Raw genomic sequence first — 24,776 nt, 5'->3', positions numbered from 1 at the left:
CCTTAAATCTATTGTTCGTGAAATTTATTGTTCTTGCCAATTATAAGGGATTAAAAAATGATACCTCCTATAGAAACCGATACACTAGAAAAATTGAAGAATGGGGATCTTGATTCGTTTAACGACGTTTATTTTCAGTATTCACCCAAGATTTATATGAGGTTGATCAAATTGGTGAAGAATCAGACCATTGCCGAGGAAATTTTGCAAGATGTCTTTACCAAGATATGGCTTTACCGGGAAAAGATTGATCCAAGTAAAGGTTTTATATCATTTCTCAACCATATTTCGGATAACTTGGCCATGGACTTCTTTCGGAAAGTACAACGGGATAAGGCGCTGCAATTGGAGGTATGGGCTTCAGCAATAGAGCTATATTATCATACGGAGGAAAAAGTATTTTTTAAGGACACACAGCATATGTTGTCCAAGGCGATAGACTCCCTGAGTCCCAAACGAAGGGAAATATTGATGCTCAATAAATTTCAGGAAAAAAGCTATAAGGAAATTGCCAATGAACTGGGTATTTCGGTTTCAACAGTGAGCAACCAATTGGTCAGCGCCTTAAAAGATATTAAGGAATATATCCAGAAAAATTACCCTAATGAGTATATCATCAGTTTTTTAGCTGCTTTTTTATTTACCCTCTGAGTAAGCTAAAACTGGTTCAAGTAAATGCATTATAACTGGTTGACAATGCTTTTTGAAGACAGAGGTAATCAATTTCAAAAAAAAATGACCGGGCAATAGTGTGATTCTTTTCGGGAGACGTATAGAGAGATAAATACAGCAATGTATTAAACCAAATATAAGCAGTTTTGAAAGAAGAATCCTTTAAATATCAACTGGTGGAATATATTCATAATAGACTCGATATATCTTATTATGAGACATTCTTCGACGCCATGGCCCAAATGGACAGGCTCCAGCTTCAAGGATGGATAGATGAGGTGCTGGAGCAAATGGCAGAAGAACCGCCAGTCACTTTACCTGATTTGTCTGCGGTTCATCAAAAGGTACTCGAAAACATCTATAGCATAGATCCCCCACAGCGTAAAGGGGTAAAATGGATGATGTATTGGGCCTGGGGGTCCTGTGCAGCTATCCTGATCTGTGTGTGTACTTGGCTGTATTGGCTGAGTTTCTCCGATCATCCAAATACAGGTGACAAAACTTCGTTATTTTGGTATGAGAATAAGCATGCCTATGTCGTTAGTATGCAGCTCCCCGATAGTTCCACAGTGATTCTATATCCAAATGCAAAGATCAGTTTCGAAAGAAATAAATTGGGGAATCGGATGGTGCAGCAACAAGGGGGACGGGTCATCTATAAAGTCCGTAAAAACCCCGAAGCTCCCTTTCAGGTCAATTATAGGGATTATATCACAACTGCTTTGGGGACAATCTTTAGTGTTGAACCAAAACCAGCTGAACGGGTGTTAATAAAATTAATGGAAGGCCGAGTTTCCGTTGGTCCAGGTAAAACTGCAGCACAGCAACTGGTTTATTTGGAACCGCATGAGGAAGTATTGGTCGATCTACGTTCAAATCGGATGATCAAATCGTCAGAACGGGAGCTGAAGACATCGCATTCGTCCCGTGTGAACAAAAAGCTGGAAGAACTGATTCCTAGTTTAAAAGCGAATATCGCATGGACGAATCAATCGGTCAGCTTTAACCAGACCAAAAATATACAGCTTTTGCAGGTCATCGAGAGCCTATATGATGTATCGGTTATCTGTGAAAGTCCTGAATTGTTGACAAACTCATTTACAGGTAGCCTCAATAGAAAAGAGCCTTTGGAAAAATTCTTTACAAATTTCTGTCAGTTAAATGGATGCTCCTTTAAGATGGACAATGGTATTGTCCATCTGAGTAATCTTATAAGGAAGGAGGGAACGCAGTAGGATAAAAACTGCCTATAGAAAGTGACCGACCAATACATTTTATAAACTTAATTAAATAACCAATTATGAAGCATATGCTAATCAAATTTATGCTACTGGGATTGCTATTCCCATACTTTTCGGTAGGATTTGCACAATCTAACTTAAAAGTAAATGGTAAGATAGTGGATGCCGAAGGCAATGCGTTGCCGGGTGCGACCATTGACCTCATTCATGAAAAGACAAGCAAAAAGCTGAATTTCGTCGCCGATAATGAAGGCTTGTTTGTCCTAAGTCCCTTGATGGCAGGGGAGAAGTATAGCATTATCGCCCATCATCTGGGCTATGCGACAGATTCGGTCAGGCATTTTGTTGCAACGGCCACAAGTAAAAATACAGTCCTGATTCGCCTGAAGTCCAATATGGGGACCATTGATGAAGTCGTAGTAGTGGGGTATGGTGTCCAGAAGAAAGTCAATCTGACCGGGGCTGTTTCTGCAGTATCGGGCGATGATATTAATAATAGGCCTACTGGACAAACTTCTTCTGCACTCCAGGGTATGGCATCAGGAGTTACGGTGACACAACGTTCTGGCAAGCCGGGGGCTGATGGAGGGGATATCCGTATCCGGGGTATCGGTACTTTAGGGAATGCAAATCCTTTAGTACTGATCGATGGTATTGAAGGTTCCATCAATAATATTGATCCAAATGTTATCGAGAATATTTCAATTCTGAAAGATGCGGCTTCTTCATCGATTTATGGTTCCAGGGCTGCGAACGGTGTGATACTCGTTACCACAAAACGAGGTCATTCAGATCGGGTGGCTATCTCCTACAATAATTATTTTGGTTGGCAGTCTGCTACAAATATGCCGAAAATAGTCAACGCCTTGGATCATATGCTGCTCACGAATGAAGCCTATACCAATGTCGGGGCAACACCGCTGTATACGGCTGAAGTTATCGATGCCTATCGCAAACAAGGAGATGGCAGTTCGGATGCGTACCCGAATACGGACTGGCAACGGGAATCGTTGCAAGGCAGTGGTTTTCAGCAGAGCCATTTCCTGACCGTTAATGCGGGGACAAATAAAGTGAAAATGTTGACCTCAGTAGGTTATTTTGATCAAAAAGGATTGACATTGAACAGTTCTTTCAAGCGCTACACGATACGGAACAATGTTGATGTCAAGTTTTCAGATCAGCTGGCCATGAAATTTGACTTCCAATATGTTAATCCTATATTGACTTCACCTGCTGCAGGAATCGAAGAACTGTTTCAATGGATGAGCAGCATCCCTGCCAATCAAACTTTTCGAAATTCCAACGGTACCTGGGGGCTGGGATGGAACGGTAATAATCCCGTGTCGGCTGCCGCAGACGGTGGAATCGCAACGAATAAAAGCCCCTTCGGTAGCCTAAATGCATCATTGATCTATAAACCTAAAACATGGCTGACCGCCGAAATAAATTATGCACCAAAATATGCAACGCAAGTGAACAAGAACTTCCGAAAAGCGGTACAATCTTATTTTCCTGATGGAAGCCCTAGCTTTTCAGTGCCCGTTAGAACTGCTTTGACACAGTACAATAGTCAGGAGTTTTTTAATAATATTCGTGCATCCCTGACCTTAAATAAGGATTTTGGACCACATCAGTTGAAATGGCTGGTGGGTGGTTCTAGGGAGGACTACAAAATTGATTACTCACAAGGATTTAGGGATACCTATGTACTTCCTGAATATGAGGTGTTGAATGCTGGATCGGCATTGAATCAGGCTGCTACTGGAAGCGCCTCAGATTGGGCACTCCAGTCCATCTTTTCCCGTATTAATTACGTGTTCAATGACCGGTATCTTTTGGAACTTAATGCCCGCTATGATGGTTCCTCACGTTTTGCCAAAGGAAATCGTTATGGCTTCTTTCCTTCGGCATCTGCCGGCTGGCGGTTTTCTGAAGAGGATTTCTTAACGAACGCCAAAGCCTGGTTAACAGAAGGTAAAGTCCGGGCATCATGGGGCAGGCTCGGAAATCAAAATATCGGAACTTATCCAGCCGTAGCTTCGCTTAATCTTGGTTCGTATACCCTGGGTAATGCCATCGTCAATACAGCTGCCTTGAATGATATGTCAAATCCTGCTATTACGTGGGAGTCTACTGAAGAGAAGAATATAGGCATTGACCTTACTTTATTTAAAAGATGGACTTTTACCGCCGACTTTTATAACAGAAAAACGAGCGATATTCTTCTGCAGCTTGATATACCCTTGATCATAGGGTTAAATAAACCTTATCAAAATGCAGGCGTGGTCGAAAACAAGGGTTGGGAGATCGCATTGGGATATCGGAGTGATCCAGCCAGGAATTTTAGATACCATTTTAACTTTAATATCTCGGACGTGAAAAATAAAGTGCTGGATATGCGCGGTGTCGATCAGACTGGACTGACCGTAAACCGGGAGGGCTATCCCATTAACTCTATTTTTGGATATATCTCGAATGGTTATTTTCAAACTGTGGATGAAATTGAGGGGCATGCCACACAATTCGGTGAACTGGCTCCCGGAGATCTCAAATATCAGGACCAAAATGGAGATGATGTCGTGAATGAGTCTGATAAAGTGATTATTGGAAGTACCATTCCGCGATATACCTATTCGCTCAATGCCAATTTAAGTTTTAAAGGAGTTGATCTGAGCTTCTTGTTACAGGGGGTAGGGAAAGCAGATGGTTATCTGTATGGTGCTGGTATTCAGCCTTTCACAACTACTGGCGCTATTGGTGGAACAATACGTGAGGACAATAAGGATCGATGGACTCCTGAGCATACCGAGAGTAAGTATCCTCGTCTAGCTTTCGGGCAGAATAACAACCAGCAGGCTTCCCAGTTCTGGATGAAAAATGCCGCTTACCTACGCTTAAAGAACCTGCAATTGGGGTATACCTTTAAAACGGATCGGATCAAATCATTGGGGTTGAGCCGACTTCGAGTATTCGTCAATGGCTCTAATTTATTCAGTGTGGATAAATTCTGGGACGGTTACGATGTGGAAGCACCTGTTGGCTATGGCAATTTTTATCCACAGGTTAAGGTGTATTCTTTTGGCTTAGATGTTACATTATAAATATTAGAACTTATGAAAATTCTATATAGACTTACTTTGGGCATTGCCTTGATCGGAATATTGTTCATGATGGGCGCTTGTGAAAAATACCTTGATCGATCTCCGTTGGATGGTCCCGCAGATGAAAGTTATTTTAAGAATCAGGAAGAACTTACATTGGTCGTGAATGGACTATACAGCGCACTGGTATTTCATCCGACGGATAATATGCCCATTAATTTAACACTTGATGATGCAACTGATATTGGATGGGATCGAAATACCTCAGACTTGCAGGCGGTGGGACGGGGTGATTTTGACAGTAATAACGGATATATTCGAAATATCTGGACGGATTCGTATAAAGTAATCGGGAAGTGTAACTTCATTTTGGACAATATCCACAAATTGGACGGAAAAATGGATGCAGCTTTACAACGGCGGTATAAGGCTGAAGCTCAATTTATACGTGCCTATGTCTATCAATATTTGATTGATTATTTTGGAGGAGTACCCTTGGTGATTTCCAGTGTAAGTCTTTCCGAAGCCAATATTCCAAAGTCTTCCAAAAGTGAGGTAGCTGATTTCATTTTGAAGGAGCTGGATGCTGCTGCTGCAATTTTACCAGTGAGCTACGGTGCTGCAGATGTGGGGAGAGCAACCAAAGGAGCAGCCTTAGCAATAAGTGCCAGGGCAGCACTTAATAATGAGCGGTGGGAACAAGCAGCCGCTGCTGCAAAAGCAGTGATGGACCTCAAAGTCTACAGTTTGCACCCTGATTATGGCGCTTTGTTTACCTATGACGGGGAGGCTTCTAAAGAGATTATTTTTGCGTTTCAATATCTGAGGTTGCAAAAAACAAAGACGCATAGTGCCACACGCGGGTTCTTGTCACGAAATGCACAGGGAACCTCTAATAAAATCCCCTCGCAATCAATCGTTGATAGTTATTTATGTAGAGATGGCTTGAGTATTGATAAATCGCCTGATTATGATCCGAAGCAGCCATTTGTCAATCGCGATCCACGTTTAAGTTATACGATTGCCTTACCTGGATCTACATTTTTTGGATTTCAGTTCGAAACGAATAAAGATAGCCTGTCCTGCTGGAATTATAGCTACAACACCTCTACAGCAAACCGTATTCAGAATCAGGATGCAATTAATGCCTATGCAACATTTTCCGGCTATTGTTGGAAAAAATATGTGGATATGAAAGATAAGGATTTTACGACAGAGTCAGAATTGAATATTATTCAATGCCGTTATGCCGAGGTGTTATTGATCTATGCTGAAGCTATGATTGAATCCAATAAAATTGACGAAAGTGTGTATGAGGCAATTAACATGATTAGACAGCGACCTACAGTGGATATGCCAGCAGTAACTCGTGGAAAGACACAAGTAGCACTCCGTGAAATTGTTCGCAAAGAAAGGTTATTTGAATTAGCCAATGAGGGATTCCGTCTGGTGGATCTGCGCCGTTGGAAACTTGCCGACAAATTGATGAATTCGACTTTATATGGTCGTGTTCCCAAAGGCTTGCTTGCCAATGCGCCTCTGATTGATATAGATGGTTATGTGAATTATCAAAAGGTTGCCAATCAGAAGGATATGCGTATCATTGAAATTCGTAAATTCGATGCAAGCAAACATTATTTGTGGCCGATTCCAAATATTGAAATAGTAACGAATAAAAACCTAGTACAAAACCCAGGTTATTAAACCAGCAAAATAGATGATGAAGAAGCTTTTAATGATTTTTATAAACTTAGTCCTGTTTCTGCCCATGACTTATGGCCAGGCGACTAAACAGGTCGACTTATGCATTTATGGGGCAACATCCGCAGGTGTTATAGCTGCCTATACCGCATCAAATGCGGGTAAATCGGTGCTGCTTATTGATCCAGGTCAACGATTGGGCGGGTTAAGTTCCGGCGGGCTTGGGCAGACGGATATAGGTAATAAATATGTTGTAACTGGTGTTGCTTTGGATTTCTACCGCAAAATTGGAAAATATTACGGTGGTTTTGAGCAATGGATATTTGAACCAAAGGTTGCGGAAACTATTTTTAAAAACTACCTCCTCCGTACGCAAGTGAAACAGATGCTTGGTTATAGATTAACCGATGTCAAGACAGAAAATCGATTAATAAAAACAATCGCATTGATGCCGAGTGAGCATAAGGATGGTGGTAAAACACTTGTAAGTGCCAAAATGTTTATGGACTGTACTTATGAGGGAGATCTTCTTGCCATGGCTGGTGTATCTTATCACATTGGCCGGGAGTCAAATGAAACTTACGGTGAAACAATCAATGGTGTGCAATTGTTGAAAGGGCATCAATTTCCCGACGGTATAGATCCCTATCGCATAAAAGGGGATCCCAAAAGTGGTCTTTTATGGGGTATCAACGATCAGCCGCTTCAAGCAAACGGGACAGGTGATGCTAAAGTACAAGCTTATAATTATAGAATCACGTTGACAAATGTACCTGAAAATAGGATTGAGATCACCAAGCCAGAAAATTATGATGCAGCTCGATATGAACTTCTAAAAAGACAAAAGGAAATTCAGCCATGGAAGAGTATTCAGGATGTATTTATCTGGAGCTTGATGCCTAATGGGAAAACGGACATCAATAACAGGAATGGATTTTCCACCGATATGATCGGAATGAATTGGGATTACCCTGAAGCAGATTATTTTAAAAGAAAGGAGATTATCAAGGCGCATGAAGAATATACCAAAGGCTTACTTTATTTTGTGGCGAACGATGCTTCTGTACCTGAATCAATCCGCGCCGAATTTAAAAAATGGGGATATCCAAAAGATGAATATCCAGATACTGATCATTGGTCTCCTCAATTGTATATCCGTGAAGCACGCCGGATGATCAGTGATCTTGTGATGACACAAAAGCATTGCCAGGGACTTGAAGTGATCAACGATGCTGTGGGATATGCGGCATATACCATGGACTCCCATAACTGTGACCGTTTGGTCGTGAATGGCATGGTCAAAAATGAAGGTAATGTAGAAGTGGGGGGCTTTTCACCCTTCCCAATTTCCTATAGGTCGATTGTGCCAAAGAAAAAAGAGATCAATAATCTGCTGGTCCCCGTATGTCTCTCTGCCAGTCACATCGCTTTTGGGTCTATCCGTATGGAACCTGTTTTTATGGTATTGGGGCAATCGGCTGCGATAGCAGCATGCGAGGCTATCGACAAAAAATTACCTGTACAGGATGTGGATATAAAGCGTATCCAACAAGTACTGCGTGAAAATCCAAAAGCAGATGGCCGTAAATCTGATTATATTATCCAGGTAGAAAATCCGGATCAAGTTGTTCTGAAAGGCCGTTGGCGTAAATCTCCAAAGAAAGGGTATGGAATGAGTTATCAGGAGGTTGCCAATGATGCGGATGCCTTTGCACGATTTACGGCAGGAAGTGATTTCGTTGCAGGAAAGTATAAATTATATAGTTATTTTCCGAGAACAGCTGAAAGTGCTGCTACAGGTAAATTTATAGTTTATACCGGGAAAAATTCTATAGAGAAAAATATCAACTTCAAAGAAGTTAGTATTCAGGGACAAACCACAAGTACCTGGGTAGAAGTGGGTGAATATGAATTTGAAAATGGAAATAGTAGACCCTATGTTGAAATTCGGCCCAATGCGAATGGAGTACTGGCGGCGAATGCGCTATTGTGGGTGCCAATTTCTGACCAAGACTAATGTTATGCTAAAATTTAAACTAGGATTTTTGCTGCTGTCGTTTACTTTTCATCAGCTTGTGGCACAGACTGAGGTGCGCAGTACGGATGTGCTGGTGTACGGTGGGACGCCAGCTGCTCTAACGGCAGCAGTTCAAATAAAACAGGCCGGAAAATCAGTCATTGTGTTATCTCCAGATCGACATCTGGGCGGATTAAGTTCAGGAGGCCTGGGATTTACAGATACCGGGGACAAGACCGTTATCGGTGGGCTGGCTAAAAAATTCTATCAAGATGTCTTTGATCATTACCAAAAAGCTTCGAGCTGGAATTGGCAAAGCAGAGCTTCATTTGGAAACAGGGGACAAGGAACTGTAGCCATGGATAGCAGCCAGAAGACAATGTGGATATTTGAACCACATGTTGCCGAAAATATTTTTGAGGAATGGGTGAAAGACAATCAATTGGAAGTTATACGAGAAGCCTATTTGGACCGAAGTAAACAGGGAATTCAGTTGGAGCATGGACAGATCAAATCCATTAAAACAAGGGACGGAAAAGCTTATCATGCATCAATTTTTATTGATGCTACCTATGAAGGTGATCTTATGGCACTGGCCAATGTCAGCTATACCATTGGGCGTGAATCCAATATGCAGTACGATGAAAAATGGAATGGTGTACAAACTGGTGTTTTTCAACATCGACATCATTTTGCTTTACCGATTAGCCCATATCAGATTGAGGGTGATCCGAAAAGTGGGTTGGTATTTGGCGTTTCTGATAAACCTCCAGGAGCATATGGGAGTGGTGACAAAAAGTTACAGGCCTATTGTTTTCGCATGTGTTTAAGTAATATTGACGAGAACCAGGTCGATTTCCAAAAACCGAAAGATTATAATCCACAAAACTATGTATTGTTACAGCGCTTATACAAACAAGGCTGGGATGAGACCTTTCAAAAATTTGATCGGATTCCCAACCGTAAAACTGACACCAATAATCATGGTCCTTTTAGTACGGATTTTATCGGCATGAATTATAGCTATCCCGAAGCAAGTTATGAAGAAAGGAAAACGATTGTCGAAGCACATAAGAATTATCAGATGGGATTGTATTATTTTATGAGGAATGATCCAACAGTACCAGTCAATGTAAGAAATAAAATGGCGGAGTGGGGCCTGGCAAAAGATGAATTTAAGGATAACGGTCATTGGCCTTACCAATTATATATTCGGGAAGCTAGAAGGATGTTGGGACAATATGTAACAACGGAGCATAATATCTTAGGTAACCGAATGGTGGAGGATCCAATAGGTATGGGATCTTATACGCTGGATTCACATCATGTTCAACGTTATGTTACACAAGAGGGCTTTGTGCAAAATGAAGGCGATATCGGTGTGCACGTGCCACGGCCATATGCTATTGCTTATGGATCGATTGTACCCAGAGAACAAGAGTGTACGAATCTATTAGTGCCTGTATGTGTATCAAGTTCGCATATTGCCTTTGGGTCGATCCGGATGGAACCCGTATTTATGGTCCTGGGACAAAGTGCGGGTTGGGCTGCTTGCTTGGCGATTGATCATGACGGAATTGTTCAACATGTTGACTATGATCTGTTGAGCAAGCATTTAGTGGCATCGGGACAAATTTTGGGGATAAAGTAATAATTTAGAAGTAATATTTTTCATATTAAAACTGATGGACTTGAATAACATGAATGCCCTGACCCTAATCTTTGTATCGATGTTGATTTTTGCGATCGCTTATCGTTTATATGGTATTTTCATGGCCAAGAAAGTGCTTCGCCTGAATAATGCAATAAAGACTCCAGCTGTAGAGTTTGCCGACGGGCATGACTATGTAAAGACGGACCGGAAAGTTTTATTCGGGCACCATTTCGCTGCCATTGCAGCAGCAGGACCACTGGTGGGACCAGTATTGGCAGCCCAATTTGGCTACCTTCCAGGTGCCTTATGGATCTTGATCGGCTGCGTACTGGGGGGCGGTGTACACGATATGGTTGTTCTCTTTGCCTCTGTCCGACATAAGGGACAGAGCCTTGCAACGATCGCTGCCAAGGAAATTGGACCTGCAGTAGGTGGAATCGCGGGGGTTGCTGTTTTGTTTATTCTGATTTTGACCTTGGCAGGACTATCATTGGCATGCATCAGTGCCATGCATGAAGCTCCTTGGTCGCTGTTTACGATTATCTTAACCATGCCCATTGCAATATTTATGGGTTTGCTGATGCGCTATCGGGAAGGTTCAGTGACCTTAGCTAGTATACTTGGAGGAGTTTTGCTGATCGTTGGTATTGTTGCCGGTCAACATTTGATGAACATTCCGATAATTCATAATCTATTTGACTGGGATGTGAAAAGCATATCTGTCGCGATAGCTGTATATGGTTTCTTTGCTTCTGTATTGCCAGTGTGGTTGCTTCTGGTACCGCGTGATTATCTCTCCACTTATCTTAAAATTGGGACCATACTGATGTTGGCTGTGGGGATAGTATTTGTTCATCCGGGTATTCAAATGCCTGCATTGACCAATTTTATTCATGGTGGTGGCCCTGTGATTGGCGGCCCGGTGCTTCCTTTTATTTTTATTGTCATCGCTTGTGGGGCCATTTCAGGATTTCATGCGATCATTGCTACGGGGACAACGCCTAAAATGTTGGGAACAGAACAGGAAATCCTATTTGTAGGCTATGGTGCCATGCTAGTGGAAGGGTTTGTGGCTTTGATGGCTTTAATTGCGGCCTGTACCCTGATGCCTGGAGATTATTTCGCAATCAATACCCCTGCAAAAGACTATGCACAGTTTTTGGCACAGCATCCGCAATGGCACGCAGTGGATCTACAGCATTTTATCGATCGTATTGGAGTTGATCTGCATGGCCGTACTGGAGGTGCAGTTTCTTTGGCTGTAGGAATGGCGCATATATTTGATAAAGTGCCTTTTATGGACGATGTAATGGCTTACTGGTATAACTTTGCGATTATGTTTGAAGCTGTTTTTATTCTGACAGCTATTGATGCAGGTACACGTGTGGGACGATTTTTTCTACAGGAAATGCTAGGTCATATCATGCCATCATTTAAAGACAAAGACTGGAAACCAGGTGTTTGGCTCTGTAGTGCGCTTTTTACTTTTTCTTGGGGCTATCTGGTTTTTACAGGTAACGTAAGTAGTATATGGCCTTTATTTGGCATAAGTAACCAATTGCTGGCAGCTTGCGGACTGATTGTTTGCACCACCATGCTAATTCGTATGGATAGGGGAAGATACGCCCTCTGTACTGCAATTCCGGGCGTTTTTATGGCAGGTATTACCTTTTGGGCGGGCTATCTCCAGGTAATGGATATCTACTTGCCCAATGGACAGGTTTTGCTGGCCGTACTGGCCGTGCTGGCCATGTTCCTGATGCTGCTTGTTTTTGTCGGTACGTTTAAAAAATGGTATCAGCTATTTAAGACAAAAACAGAATCAGTGGATGAAAATGGTGAATCGGTGAAAGTGCTGGTCGATCGATAAAAACAGTGCGAACGAAATGTTATTGTCATGCTAAAAGATGGCTAGCAACTGTTACATCGGTATTTATACGAAAAGAGTACTTGCTACGTTATATTTATAAAAGGATGTTTTCTGATCATTCTGTTAAATTATTTTAATGGAAAAAAATCAGCCCATTGTCGAGTGATGGGCTGATTTTTTTTTGTCATGCTGAAATATCGCTTGTCATGGATTCAAATATTATATTTGTAGTGTACCAGCATACAGCTATCCGATGAATGATCTATGCCGGGGTACGCTATTTTTTTCTCAATGATTTAAATTAACTTTTTAATGATGCATTTGAAATCTATTCTTGCTGTAGCTATACTGTCGTTGGGTTTGATGGGTGCAGCATCGGCGCAACATCAATTGAATTCGACAATTGAAATAAAAGCTGGAGAACATTGGTGGGGTGGGGCAGTAGGATTAGGGTCTGCGATGCCTTTTGTAAAACCTAACCCGCCGTTTGATCTATCCCGTCAGAATCTCAATAATCAGGTTGTTCCACTTTTATTATCAGACAAAGGACGCTTTCTATGGAGCGATCGTCCATTTGTATTTGAAGTTAAAGACCATGTGATCCATTTCACATCGGAAGATCATGCGTTAAAAGTTCAGCAGGCAGGTGTAAATTTAAAAAGTGCTTTTCTAGCAGCAAGTAAAACCTATTTTCCTCCTTCAGGTATAGTCCCGGACCCATTATTTTTTTCGCGGCCACAGTATAATACTTGGATTGAGCTGATGTATAACCAAAATCAACAGGATATACTGAAATATGCGCAGGCCATTGTGGATAATGACTTTCCGACTGGAGTGCTGATGATCGATGACAATTGGCAGAAATATTACGGCAACTTTGATTTCAGACCTGAAAAATTCAGTGATCCAAAGGGGATGGTTGACACGTTGCATAACCTGGGCTTCAAAGTGATGCTCTGGGTCTGCCCATTTGTGAGTGCAGACAGTCAGGAATATCGGGACCTACAGGCGAAAGGTTATCTTTTAAAAGAAAAAGGCCAACAATCGCCAGCAATAATCTCTTGGTGGAATGGTAAGAGTGCTTGTTATGATATGACCAATCCAGCCGCCCGGGATCACTTTGTGGCCAAGCTGAAAAGGCTACAACAGGAAACCGGAATCGATGGGTTTAAATTTGATGCGGGGGACAATCAGTTTTATGATCCTCAAAAAATCGATAGTTATGATCAAGCCGCAATTGCGGTGGATCATACAATGGCCTGGGCCAGCATTGGACTTGAGTTTCCCGTAAATGAATATCGTGCCGGCTGGAAAATGGGAGGACAGCCTTTGGTGCAGCGATTAGGAGATAAGGACTATTCGTGGAATGCGGTCCAGATGTTGATACCCGATATGATTGCGGCGGGCTTACTGGGCTATGCTTATACCTGTCCGGACATGATCGGTGGCGGTCAGTTTGCTGCATTTTTAAACCTAAAGAATGATCAATTCGATCAAAAATTGATCGTAAGATCTGCGCAGGTTCATGCGCTTATGCCAATGATGCAGTTTTCGGTCGCACCATGGCGAATTTTGGACAGCAAACATCTTCAGGCGGCACGTGACGCGGCCCTGCTCCATGAAAGGTTTGGATCCTATATTTTGGAACTCGCCAATAAGTCGAGCAAAAGTGGCGAACCCATCGTGAGAGCCATGGAATATGAATTTCCAAATGAGGGGCTGGTACGCTGTAAAGACCAGTTTATGTTGGGCGATCGATTTTTGGTTGCTCCAGTCGTGACAGCAGAAGATAAAAGACAGGTACTGCTGCCCAAAGGAAAATGGAAGGATGATCTTGGTAAGCTACATCGTGGTGGTAAGGTAATTACAATAGATGTCCCCATTACACGTCTGCCATATTTTGAAAAATTAAATGATTAACTTTATGCAGGGGAATAAGAGGGACCTTTGGATAAACCGTCAGACCGACTAGGGCGTTATTTGGTGAAACTATTAAATTGGTGGGGATAACAATAATTAATCAGTGTTGGAAATATTCAAAGCACATTTAGCAAAATTTATAGTAATCGACGAAGCTGCTTTCGAAGGGATACTTAAATATTTTAAGACAACCTCGGTAGCAAAAAAGGAAAACTTACTGGAGGAGGGGCAAATCTGCCGATATCACTACTTTGTCCTGAACGGAATACTACGAAAATTCTTTGTCAATGAGAAGGGCGTGGAACAAACGACTGAGTTTGCGATTGAAAACTGGTGGCTTACCGATAATATAGCTTATGAACATAAGCTTGTTACCTCATTCTACATACAAGCCGTTGAGAAAACAGACTTACTTTATATCAGTCAGGAAAATCAAGAAAAATTACTGATGGAATTTCCGGTTATGGAACGTTATTTCCGGTATGTTTATCAACGTGCATATGCTGCTGCCCAAATGCGGGTAAAATATCTTTTTTCGTTATCCAAGGAAGAGTTTTATCGTGATCTATCCCGTAAATATCCTGAATTTGTACAACGCGTTCCACAGTATCTTATCGCTTCTTTTTTGGGTTTTACCCCAGAATACTTGAGTGAGATTCGTAAGAAACTAATCGACTAATAACATTGGTCAGAATCTGTAATGCGATAAGGGACAATTTGAAAGTGAAGATCATGCTCTTTGGCGTAGGAAGCGACCAAATTATTGAATTTTTCCATTGCCTTTGCCTCAGAGGGGGCAAAGCAATGCAGGTTGAGTTCAAGTGGCTTATCTAAAGAAGCTGGATCTATACGTAATTGCTCAACTTCGGAAAGGACTACGGCAAACGAAGTTCTACAAATTTCGACTTCCAGCTGTTTGTCGATCAGTTGAGAAGAAATGCTATAATAAGAATTATTATTTTGAATTTCATCTTGAAAAGGATCCAGAAAAGTAGGGACAATTGTACGATAACCATACTTAGCACTACCAAAAAAATGGTCGATATATTCCTGTGCTTTTTCGTAGGTAGAAAAAACACCTTCCAAGTTGGTGAATAAATCTGGATCTTCTTTGACCTCTTTGGAAACCACTGTATAGACTTTAATGGGGTTGGGTGTCATATTTTAAATACTACTATTATGCGTTAAGTAAAGTTTCTTGTAAAAAAACTAAGCTTTGATTGTACCGAAGAGACGTTCTAAGATAAAATCGTCGTTTTAAAATAAAAAATTTCCTTTGTATATTTTTAATCCTGTTTAGAGCCGGCGTTGTGCTTTAAAGTTGTGTATAATTTTCGTATTCTCCAAATTTTTTACTGATTGTTTTTATTTTATTTTCCAAAATGTTACAAATAGACCGTGTAATAGGTTTGAGATCCCGTGGAAGTGGGCTTTCCGAGGAGAATGTGGTAGTGGAGATTGAAAAGAAAGATGGTCAGACGAAATAAAAAAAGGTTTTCAAACGGGGAGAATGAAAACCTTAAATAACCAATTATAAACCTAAATTATGATGGTGCAAATATAGTGTTTTTTGTACACTATCTAAAACTTTTTTTATAATTTTTTTTTAATTTTTAAATAAAGCTCAACAAGCATCTAAAGCTGTTTGAATGGCAACCTTCAAATTTTCAGGTTTAACCTGTCAATTGACTGATAGCTCAGGTCGGTTTTTAGCTTACGGCTATATCAGACATGAAGTGGATGTAAAGGAAGTGTGTGAAATTGCTGTGTTCAAAAACATATTAGCGCTTGGGTAGTGATTTTTATTTCTTTTTTTGTGTTTTAATTATTTTTATAGGATAATTAAGTTCTTTGTTTATACCTTGGTGTTTAAGCTCTTTTCCTTATAAATTTCGGAAAAAAATAAGAAGATAAAGTAACTATTTGTCTCAAAAAACTGCTTTTTTGTCTCAATTTTATTTTATTGATTTATTGGTAGTTATGTTTTTTGTGTGTTCTTTTTTAGTAAAATTATAGCCAAGTTTTGAATTGAATTTTATCGCTTTAGTTGTTGCATTGTGATCCTTGAGTACACTGTTTTATCCCTCAATTTGAGTTTTCAAACGTTTTCGTAAATAAATAATTTAAAATCGTTTTATTGAATGTTATTAATTAATACTATTGTTTTGCGTTAATTAAATAATAACCAATTGATATTAAGCGCTAATAAGAGTTTTTTTCTTCCTCTTTTAGTTTAATATTGTTTTTTAATCAATAAATCGTAATTTATGAGAAAATCTAATTGTTTACTTTATTTTCTTTTGTTCTGCTGTTGGGGCTTCATATTATGTGCTGAAAGGGTATATGCACAAGAGCATCAGCTTGAATTGAAGGGCATTGTCACCTCAGAAGATGGGAGTTTTCTGGAAAAGGTGAGTGTCTCGGTCAAAGGGACTTCCATAGGGACGGTAACAGACAGCAAAGGACATTTTAGCCTAAAAGTACAGGATAACCTTCCTAAAGTTACTTTATCTTTTACACATACAGGCTTTTTGCCCAAGGAGCTTGAGGTACAAAGTGGGAGAGCGGTACAGGTTACTTTAGTTGCCGCTACTGAAAATCTGGATGAAGTGGTTGTGATCGGCTATGGAACGGCCAAGCGTAAAGATGTGACTGGGGCTGTTGCTTCTGTACAGGCAGAAAAATTGGAAAAGGAAGCCCCACGGTCAGTTCAGGATCTGTTAAGGGGGAATGCGGCTGGTCTGGTGATCGGTCAGGGGAATTCGGCCAAAGGTGATGCGGATCTCACTGTGCGCGGGAAGGGGACATTAAAAGCAGGAAGCAGTCCGTTGAATGTTGTGGATGGTGTTATTTTCGATGGCAGTTTTGCTGATATAAATCCCAATGATATTCAGTCGATCGACATTTTGAAGGATGCAAGCGCTACAGCTGTTTATGGTGCCAAAGCTGCAAATGGTGTGATATTGATTACAACAAAACGTGGGAAAAGAGGGAAGCCTACGATTACATTCAATGGCAATTTCGGTATGGTTGAAACTGCAGGGATGCCACCTGTGATGAATGCCGGCGAATTTCTGAATTACCGCTACGACTTTGAGGTGGGACGGCGAACCGATGATTATCTTCAAGAACATCCAGAGATGTTTGTGGACCCCAGGAAGCTTAGTGGGGTAAGTCAGTTAGACTGGTTCAATTACGACCAAAAAGATCCGGTTGACAACGTGACTGAAGATCAATTGGTCAGAACATGGCTTTCCAGGCTGGAACTGAAGACACCTGAAATTGAAAATTACCTGAACAATAGGATCACAGATTGGCAAGATCTGGTATTTCAGAAAGGTATACAGCAGGATTATTCCATTGCTGTATCCAATAGTAATGAATCCTCTAACTACTATTTTTCCTTAAATCATGTAGACCGGGAGGGGGTAGTGACGGGAAATAGATTCCGGAATTTCCGGACAAGGCTAAATCTGGAGACGAGAATTACACCCTATCTCAAAGTGGGGGCCAATACCAATTTTGCCGTTAGAAATGAAGGTTTTCTAAAAGCGGATTGGAGGCAATCCGCCGTAATATCGCCTTATGGATCAAATAATATAGACGATCCCAGTAGTCCTTTTCAACGATTGCCAACAGGAGATGTTACCCCTGTCAATCCATTTTTTGATAATCAATTCCGGGATGTAAAGGATCATTACAACACCTTGAATTCGAGTTTGTACGGAGTTGTAACGTTACCTTTTGGTATTGAACTGCAATCCAATTTTACACCTTCCTTTATCTGGCGTGAATATTATAAACATGAATCATCCAAAAATCCTGAATGGAAGGCAAAAGGGGGGAGTAGTGAACGGACTTTTGAAAAAACCTACAATTGGCAGCTAGATAATGTGCTACGTTGGAAAAAAAGATTTGATGTCCACAATGTTGAAGTGACCTTGTTGCAGAATGCTGAGAAAGGGCAGTATTGGAAAACGAAGGCCAGCTCTTCTCAATATGTTCCTTCTGATGTACTGGGCTGGCATCGTTTGCAGGCCGGTACCATTCCTCTGAACGAAAGCGAGGATACTTATCGGACGGGGGATGCGTTGATGGGGCGTTTATTCTACTCCTTGAAAGACCGTTACATGCTAACGGCTTCCATACGAAGAGATGGCTATTCCGCTTTTGGAGCACAGAATCCGAGAGCAACTTTTCCGGCTTTGGCATTTGCCTGGGATTTTACTGCAGAGGATTTTATGCAGAAATCAAAGGCATGGCTTGACTATGGTAAACTTCGTCTATCGTGGGGGAAAAATGGTAACCGTGATATTGAGATTTATGAAGCTCTTTCTGATATGACTTCAGGTTTACATCCCTACATTGATGCCAGTGGAAATGTTTACCTTTCTTCTCAGCTCTATGTCAATAGAATGGCCAACTTAGGGTTAAAGTGGGAAAGTAAAAGCTCCTACAATATTGGATTGGATTTCTCGGTTTTTAAAGGAAAATTGACTGGTGCACTAGACTTTTATACAGCAACAACACATGATTTATTGGTAGACCGGGAACTGCCCAGTATTATCGGGTTTAATAATGTTGCAGCCAATCTGGGTGAATTGTCCAATAAAGGGTTTGATATTACATTGAACGGCAATATCATCAATCGAGGGGATTTTAACTGGAATGCAACAGCAGTTTTTATGCTTAACCGGAGAAGGATAGTCAAACTTTACGGTGATATGGTTGATATTAAGGATGCTGCAGGCAATGTCATAGGTCAAAAGGAGGCGGATGATATCAATAACAGATGGTTTATCGGTGAGGACCCCGACCGGATTTGGGACTATCGGCGTGATGGAATCTGGCAATTGGGTGAGGAAGAAATGGCCGCACAATATGGTAACCAGCCTGGAGATTTTAAATATATTGATCAAGACAGAGATGGGGTATTGACAAATAGTGACCGTGTTTTTCAGGGGTATACCACACCACGTTTTAGATGGTCGTTGCGTAATGAGCTGCGGTATAAAGACCTTAGTTTTTCATTCTTTTTTTATTCCAATTGGGGGCAGTTCGCAGCATTTAACCGTGCGGCAAACAATACTAATTTTGCGGACCGAAGTACGGATTATGCCCTTCCACGGTGGACCCCTGAAAATCCCATTGATGATTATGCCCGTATTGGATCCAAAAACAATGGAACCAACTACGCGGACATGTCCTTTATCCGACTGGAAAATATTGCGCTGTCCTACAACCTGCCGCAATCGATTTTGGAAGCGCTTAAAATACGGCAATTGCGTGTTTCGGCCTCTGTTCGAAATGTCGCTTATTGGACCAAAGACTGGAAATTTGGTGATCCGGAAAGAAGCTGGCGGTCAGATAATATACCAGCCAAGGAAGATCCAACCCCCAGAACCTATAATTTAAGTTTAAACCTTACTCTTTAATCGTTTAGTCATGGAATTGAAAAAGAAAATTATACTCTTGTTATCTATAAGTACGCTTGCCGGGTTCACTTCTTCCTGTAGTAAAGATTGGCTTAAGCCCAAACCATTATCTTTTTATGAGCCTGATGTAGCACTGGCGGATGCCCAGGGAATGTATGCTGCATTGACTGCCTGTGAACGGAATATGCGGCATGAATTTTTTGGTGATGGGGCCCCTATATTGACGGAAATCATCCAATCTGAAGTTGCTGTTGAAGGGACTACCGATAAAGCTGGCCCCCAGATGGATATGGATATTGCCCTGCTGCCTGATGCAGATCTCAATAGTACGGATCGAACAAAAGTAGGCTGGTATTGGGATGAGGGATATAAGGGGATAAAATATGCCAACTTGATTATTTCCAGAATAGATAAGGGAACTTTTAAGGATGAGAATGAAAAGAATGCCATACTGGGCACGGCCTATTTTCAACGGGCTTACCGCTATTTTAAATTAGTGCATCAGTTTGGAGATGTTCCTTTTATAGATAAAGAGATCAATGAGCCAAAATATGATTTTTACAGTAATGATCGCTGGAGCATTTTGGAGAAATTACGGGCAGATCTAGAATTTGCTTATCAATGGGTGCCTGAAAAAGTAGACCGGGGACGGACCTCAAAGTCTGCTTGTGGTGTACTGCTGATGAAAGTATGTATGTCCTTGCTGGATTTTGATCGGGCGATAGCGATAGGAAAGGAGATTGTGGCCATACATCCATTGATGAAAGAAAGGTTTACCTCGAATAAGACAAGACCCAACACCAACCTGATGTTTGATCTCCATAGTGTGGAAGCAAAACTGGATGGAGCGAATACCGAAGGGTTGATGTATGTGGTTTCCTTTCCGGGTGTAGATGGATCAGACCGAATCAGAACCATGCGAAATGGAGTTCCTTTTTGGAATAACGGTGGAATCAAGACACCGGACGGGAAGACAGGTACCAGTATCATACTGGCTCCTAATGAGGTAGATCCTTCTTTTGACCTCAATAAAAATTATGGACGTGGAATAGGGCGGTTGCGTCCAACATGGTACTTCAGTAATCAGATCTGGAGAAAAGGTAAGGAGGATAATGACTTAAGGGGAATACTCAATCATGACAGCTGGAAAAGGATGGAAGACCTGAAGTATAATGAGCCCAGTTTAAAGAGTAGTGGAAGCCCATGGTATGGCAAAAACCTAGTCAAACCTGCAGGGATGAGCGTCGAAGATTCAATCCGGCTTTGGTTTTCATGGCCGCAATATAAGTTGTTCGTACCTGATCCCTTGCAGACACAATGGGAGGGCGGCGAGACGCCCTGGTATATTTATCGGTCGGCAGAGGTTTACCTAATGTTGGCTGAAAGCTATTATTGGAAAAACGACCTTGGACAGGCGGCCATGGCCATCAATGAAGTGAGACAGCGGGCGGGAGCCTCTTTGTTGACGGCAGAGGAAATCAATATCGGTGAAATTCTGGATGAACGGGCACGGGAACTATATTATGAAGAAAATAGGCATATTGAGCTTGTTAGGATCGCGTATACCTTTGCCAAGAGCAAGAAACCTTGTGAAATCTTTGGTGGACGTATTTATAATCTCAATGCGATCAGTGGTCCGGGAGGAACAAATTCCAATATTAAACAGGTAGGGGTGAACTTTTGGTATGATAGAGTGGTCTCTAAAAGTAACTTCTATAACAAAGGGGTGAAACATAAATGGGCAGAATATAAAATCAGTGTGCATCACATCTTATGGCCCGTGCCAGCAAAGGCAATAAACAGTAACCTAAAGGGAGTTATTAATCAAAATGTTGGTTATCCGGGAGCGGAGAGAAATCAAAAACCATTACCGATAGCGAATAAATAATGGGCCCGGTTTTCAAACGTTTTCGTAAATAAATCGTGTCGTTTGATTCATTTCCCTTATATTAATTAATATATTGTTCTATTAAGTCGGTGGGATAAGGATCGATAGAAGTAAAAACTCCAGCTGTCAATTGCATCAGCTAAAAAAGATTGCTTTATAGGGGGCAGTTTGCTTTTGGAAGGAATTGCAGCCCATAAGCGAAAAACCAATGATAAATAAATAAACCGGGCGCGCAAGCCCATGAAGTAAATTATTACAATGAAAAGAAACACATTATTTAAATCTGTCTTGATGGCAGCGATGATGGGAAATGCCTTTTTGTCGCATGCACAAATGGATAAGGGATCTGAAAAAGGTTGGGTAAATCTTTTTGATGGAAAGACGTTAAATGGTTGGAAATCCGTTGGCGGTAAAGCTCCTTATACGATCGAGGGAGATGCGATCGTGGGTCGAATGACAAAAGGAACCCCTAATTCATTTTTAATTACAGAAAAGGAATATGGTGATTTTATATTGGAGCTGGATATTAAGCTCGAGGGAGATCAAACAAATTCGGGCGTTCAGACACGTAGCCACCTTGATCCGAATGCCAATGATGGCCGTGGTCGAGTGTATGGGCGGCAGGTTGAAATAGATCCCTCTTCAAGGGCCTGGACTGGGGGAATATATGATGAAGCCCGTCGTGGATGGCTTTATCCTCTTGACTTAAATGAAAATGCTAAAAAAGCCTATAAGCCAGAAGCGTATAATCATATCCGGATTGAGGCAATCGGTGATGAATTGCGGACTTGGGTAAATGATATCCCAGTAGCTTATGTGGTAGACACCATCGATCGGACAGGATTTATCGGTTTACAGGTGCACAGTATTCCTGCTGAATTGGATGGTAAAAAGGTATATTTCAAAAATGTGAAGATAAAAACGACAGACCTTACTCCCAAGGGGTTTCCTAAGGACCTGTATATTGTCAACCTGAAACCGAATGATGTAGCGGATGCCGAAAAACAAAAAGGGATCAAACTTTTATTTGATGGAAAAAGTACCAATGGCTGGCGTAGTATCCATGGCGATAAGTTTCCAGATCACGGCTGGGAGGTTAAAGATGGTCAATTGACGGTGCTGAAATCGGATGGTGGGGAGTCTACGAATGGTGGTGATATTGTGACCAAGGACAAATATGCCGTGTTTGATCTGTCATTTGAGTTTAAGCTAAGCCCTGGAGCAAACAGTGGGGTCAAATATTTTGTGACTTTGAAGGAAAAGTCAAAAGGATCAGCTATTGGTTTGGAGTATCAGGTGCTTGATGATGCTTTGCATCCTGATGCAAAGCTGGGGCGAGATGGTAACCGTACCTTATCATCGCTTTATGACCTGATCACTTCCAATAGAGACCAGCGTGCACGTAGACCGATTGGTGAATGGAACAGGGGAAGAGTTGTCGTTACAGCAGATAATAAGGTGGAACATTATTTGAATGGTATCAAAATGTTGACTTATGAGCGGGGCTCGAAGGAGTTTAAAGACCTTGTGGCGATCAGTAAATATAAGGACTGGGAAAATTTTGGTGAAGCCAACGAAGGATTTATCCTATTGCAGGATCATGGCGATCGCGTTTCATTTCGCAGTATAAAAATTAATACACCTAATTAATCGGAGCATATAGCATGTTCATGTTGTTGGAGAAACTGCCGGACATGAATAGTTGATATGATCATTAGAAAGTAAATCGGGCCTGAGTGCCCTTAAAATAATCATTTTGTATGAATCATTATTTATCTCGCCGGAGCTTTGTTAAACAATCTGTGATGGCTGCCGGTGCAGTGATGTTATCAAATAGTGTACTGGGGAATGTCAATCTGGCGAAACCGAACGAACGAGTTAACTTAGCATGTGTAGGTTTGGGGAATAGGGCTGCTGAGATTATCAAGGAACTTTATAAAACGGGGCTTTGTAATATTGTTGCACTCTGTGATGTAGATCTCGGAGCTAAACATACGCAGGAGATTTTGGGCATGTTTCCGGATGCCCCAAAGTTCAAAGATTTTAGAGTGATGTTTGATAAAATGGCTAATCAGATTGACGCAGTGAGTGTTGGTACGCCTGATTTTTCACATTTCGCCATTACGATGCTGGCTTTGGATTTGGGCAAACACGTGTATGTGGAAAAGCCAATGGCAAGAACTTTTCTGGAAGTTGAACTGATGGCAAATAAGGCTAAGAAAAATCCTAAACTCGCTACTCAGATGGGAAACCAAGGGCATTCTGAGGGAAATTATTTTCAGTTCAAGACTTGGAAGGATGCCGGTATCATTAAAGATATAAGCCGTATTGATGCCCATATGAACATGCCACGTAGGTGGCATGGCTGGGATGTGAATATGAAAGGTTTTCCGGCAGCAGAAATGACGCCAGAAACTTTGGACTGGGATCTGTGGCAGATGCAGACCATAGGTCATAATTACAATAAAGATTTTGTGAACGGGCAATGGCGCTGCTGGTACGATTTCGGTATGGGGGCACTAGGAGACTGGGGAGCGCATATCTTAGATACTGCGCATGAGTTTCTGGAACTGGGGCTACCGACGGAAATAGCTGCAGTGAAACTTGATGGGCATAACTCTTATTTTTTTCCGATGTCTTCTACACTAAAGTTCCATTTTCCCAAACGCAGGAAAATGCCAGCTGTAGACATTAATTGGTACGACGGATTGGATAACTTACCTCCTATCCCCGAAGGCTATGGTATTTCGGGACTGGATCCTAATATTCCTGCACCAAGTACCGGTAAGCTTGAACCTGCAAAATTGAATCCCGGTAAAATTATTTATGGAAAAGAGCTGACGTTCAAAGGTGGGTCGCATGGAAGTACCTTACAGATTATTCCAGAAGCCAAAGCTAAAGAACTGGAGTCCCGTCTTCCTGAAGTGCCGCAGTCACCTTCAAATCATTTTGCCAACTTCCTGAAGACTTGTAAAGGTGAGGAAAAAACAAGATCTGCTTTTGAAATAGCCGGCCCCCTGAGTCAGGTATTTTGTTTGGGAGTCATTGCCCAGCGCTTAAATTCGAAGTTGATTTTTGATCCCGAGAAAAAGGAGATTGTCAATGACAAGTTCGCCAATGCACTATTGGCTGGACCTCCTCCAGCTAGAGGATGGGAACAGTATTACAAGATGTAAGGCAATCTTTGTGGGCATGATCTGCACTGAATTATATAAAGAGAGATGAATGCATCTCTCTTTATATTTATGTAGCTTTCTATCATTTATTTTTTATATCA

General features: G+C 41.4%; 14 protein-coding genes. 13 read left to right on the top strand and 1 reads right to left on the bottom strand.

Annotated elements, in window-relative coordinates:
- Positions 1-57 precede the first annotated feature (57 nt).
- From HX021_RS07720 to HX021_RS07680, 9 genes are all read left to right on the top strand, one after another.
- Complete coding sequence (locus HX021_RS07720) at positions 58-651, top strand: RNA polymerase sigma factor (protein WP_286589574.1); 594 nt, start codon at positions 58-60, stop codon at positions 649-651.
- 167 nt (positions 652-818) lie between these two features.
- Entirely contained in the window at positions 819-1,907 is a 1,089-nt protein-coding gene (locus HX021_RS07715; protein ID WP_286589573.1) for a FecR family protein, read from the top strand.
- Positions 1,908-1,972: 65 nt separating this feature from the next.
- Positions 1,973-5,014, top strand: a complete 3,042-nt coding sequence (locus tag HX021_RS07710; RefSeq protein WP_286589572.1) for a SusC/RagA family TonB-linked outer membrane protein — start codon at positions 1,973-1,975, stop codon at positions 5,012-5,014.
- Between the two features lie 12 nt (positions 5,015-5,026).
- Positions 5,027-6,718 carry a RagB/SusD family nutrient uptake outer membrane protein gene (locus HX021_RS07705; protein WP_286589571.1) on the top strand — a complete coding sequence of 564 codons (1,692 nt, stop codon included), beginning with the start codon at positions 5,027-5,029 and terminating at the stop codon, positions 6,716-6,718.
- Between the two features lie 13 nt (positions 6,719-6,731).
- Positions 6,732-8,732 (top strand): FAD-dependent oxidoreductase, encoded by a 2,001-nt coding sequence (locus tag HX021_RS07700; protein WP_286589570.1) that lies wholly within the window; start codon positions 6,732-6,734, stop codon positions 8,730-8,732.
- A 4-nt stretch (positions 8,733-8,736) separates the two neighbouring features.
- Positions 8,737-10,383: an FAD-dependent oxidoreductase gene (locus HX021_RS07695; protein WP_286589569.1), complete on the top strand. Its 1,647-nt coding sequence runs from the start codon at positions 8,737-8,739 to the stop codon at positions 10,381-10,383.
- A gap of 34 nt (positions 10,384-10,417) precedes the next feature.
- A complete protein-coding gene (locus HX021_RS07690) occupies positions 10,418-12,256 on the top strand; it encodes a carbon starvation CstA family protein (RefSeq protein WP_286589568.1) in 1,839 nt (612 codons plus the stop codon).
- A 312-nt stretch (positions 12,257-12,568) separates the two neighbouring features.
- The gene (locus tag HX021_RS07685; RefSeq protein WP_286589567.1) at positions 12,569-14,176 is read left to right on the top strand and encodes a glycoside hydrolase family 31 protein; all 1,608 of its coding nucleotides are present in this window, start codon (positions 12,569-12,571) and stop codon (positions 14,174-14,176) included.
- 103 nt (positions 14,177-14,279) lie between these two features.
- Positions 14,280-14,855: a Crp/Fnr family transcriptional regulator gene (locus tag HX021_RS07680; RefSeq protein WP_286589566.1), complete on the top strand. Its 576-nt coding sequence runs from the start codon at positions 14,280-14,282 to the stop codon at positions 14,853-14,855.
- On the opposite strand, the gene HX021_RS07675 is transcribed toward HX021_RS07680, so the two are convergent.
- Entirely contained in the window at positions 14,852-15,337 is a 486-nt protein-coding gene (locus HX021_RS07675) for a hypothetical protein (protein WP_286589565.1), read from the bottom strand. The two genes, HX021_RS07680 and HX021_RS07675, sit on opposite strands and share 4 nt — an antisense overlap.
- Before the next feature lie 1,106 nt (positions 15,338-16,443).
- On the opposite strand from HX021_RS07675, the gene HX021_RS07670 reads away from it, so the two are divergent.
- The 4 genes from HX021_RS07670 (at position 16,444) to HX021_RS07655 (ending at position 24,675) form a co-directional block, all read left to right on the top strand.
- Positions 16,444-19,611, top strand: a complete 3,168-nt coding sequence (locus HX021_RS07670) for a SusC/RagA family TonB-linked outer membrane protein (protein WP_286589564.1) — start codon at positions 16,444-16,446, stop codon at positions 19,609-19,611.
- Positions 19,612-19,621: 10 nt separating this feature from the next.
- Entirely contained in the window at positions 19,622-21,499 is a 1,878-nt protein-coding gene (locus tag HX021_RS07665; protein WP_286589563.1) for a RagB/SusD family nutrient uptake outer membrane protein, read from the top strand.
- A 258-nt stretch (positions 21,500-21,757) separates the two neighbouring features.
- Positions 21,758-23,149, top strand: a complete 1,392-nt coding sequence (locus tag HX021_RS07660; protein ID WP_286589562.1) for a 3-keto-disaccharide hydrolase — start codon at positions 21,758-21,760, stop codon at positions 23,147-23,149.
- 110 nt (positions 23,150-23,259) lie between these two features.
- A complete protein-coding gene (locus HX021_RS07655; protein WP_286589561.1) occupies positions 23,260-24,675 on the top strand; it encodes a Gfo/Idh/MocA family oxidoreductase in 1,416 nt (471 codons plus the stop codon).
- Positions 24,676-24,776: the final 101 nt, after the last annotated feature.

It is taken from the genome of Sphingobacterium sp. N143 (assembly GCF_030325625.1).
GTDB lineage: Bacteria > Bacteroidota > Bacteroidia > Sphingobacteriales > Sphingobacteriaceae > Sphingobacterium.
This window is presented reverse-complemented; position numbering and strand designations above follow the sequence as displayed.

Bases quoted from the DNA above. Each gene is read 5' to 3' on its own strand.
- HX021_RS07690 (WP_286589568.1), top strand. From the start codon at position 10,418: ATGGACTTGAATAACATGAATGCCCTGACCCTAATCTTTGTATCGATG.
- HX021_RS07700 (WP_286589570.1), top strand. From the start codon at position 6,732: ATGATGAAGAAGCTTTTAATGATTTTTATAAACTTAGTCCTGTTTCTG.
- HX021_RS07685 (WP_286589567.1), top strand. From the start codon at position 12,569: ATGATGCATTTGAAATCTATTCTTGCTGTAGCTATACTGTCGTTGGGT.
- HX021_RS07670 (WP_286589564.1), top strand. From the start codon at position 16,444: ATGAGAAAATCTAATTGTTTACTTTATTTTCTTTTGTTCTGCTGTTGG.
- HX021_RS07660 (WP_286589562.1), top strand. From the start codon at position 21,758: ATGAAAAGAAACACATTATTTAAATCTGTCTTGATGGCAGCGATGATG.
- HX021_RS07675 (WP_286589565.1), bottom strand. From the start codon at position 15,337: ATGACACCCAACCCCATTAAAGTCTATACAGTGGTTTCCAAAGAGGTC.
- HX021_RS07655 (WP_286589561.1), top strand. From the start codon at position 23,260: ATGAATCATTATTTATCTCGCCGGAGCTTTGTTAAACAATCTGTGATG.
- HX021_RS07695 (WP_286589569.1), top strand. From the start codon at position 8,737: ATGCTAAAATTTAAACTAGGATTTTTGCTGCTGTCGTTTACTTTTCAT.
- HX021_RS07665 (WP_286589563.1), top strand. From the start codon at position 19,622: ATGGAATTGAAAAAGAAAATTATACTCTTGTTATCTATAAGTACGCTT.
- HX021_RS07710 (WP_286589572.1), top strand. From the start codon at position 1,973: ATGAAGCATATGCTAATCAAATTTATGCTACTGGGATTGCTATTCCCA.
- HX021_RS07720 (WP_286589574.1), top strand. From the start codon at position 58: ATGATACCTCCTATAGAAACCGATACACTAGAAAAATTGAAGAATGGG.
- HX021_RS07705 (WP_286589571.1), top strand. From the start codon at position 5,027: ATGAAAATTCTATATAGACTTACTTTGGGCATTGCCTTGATCGGAATA.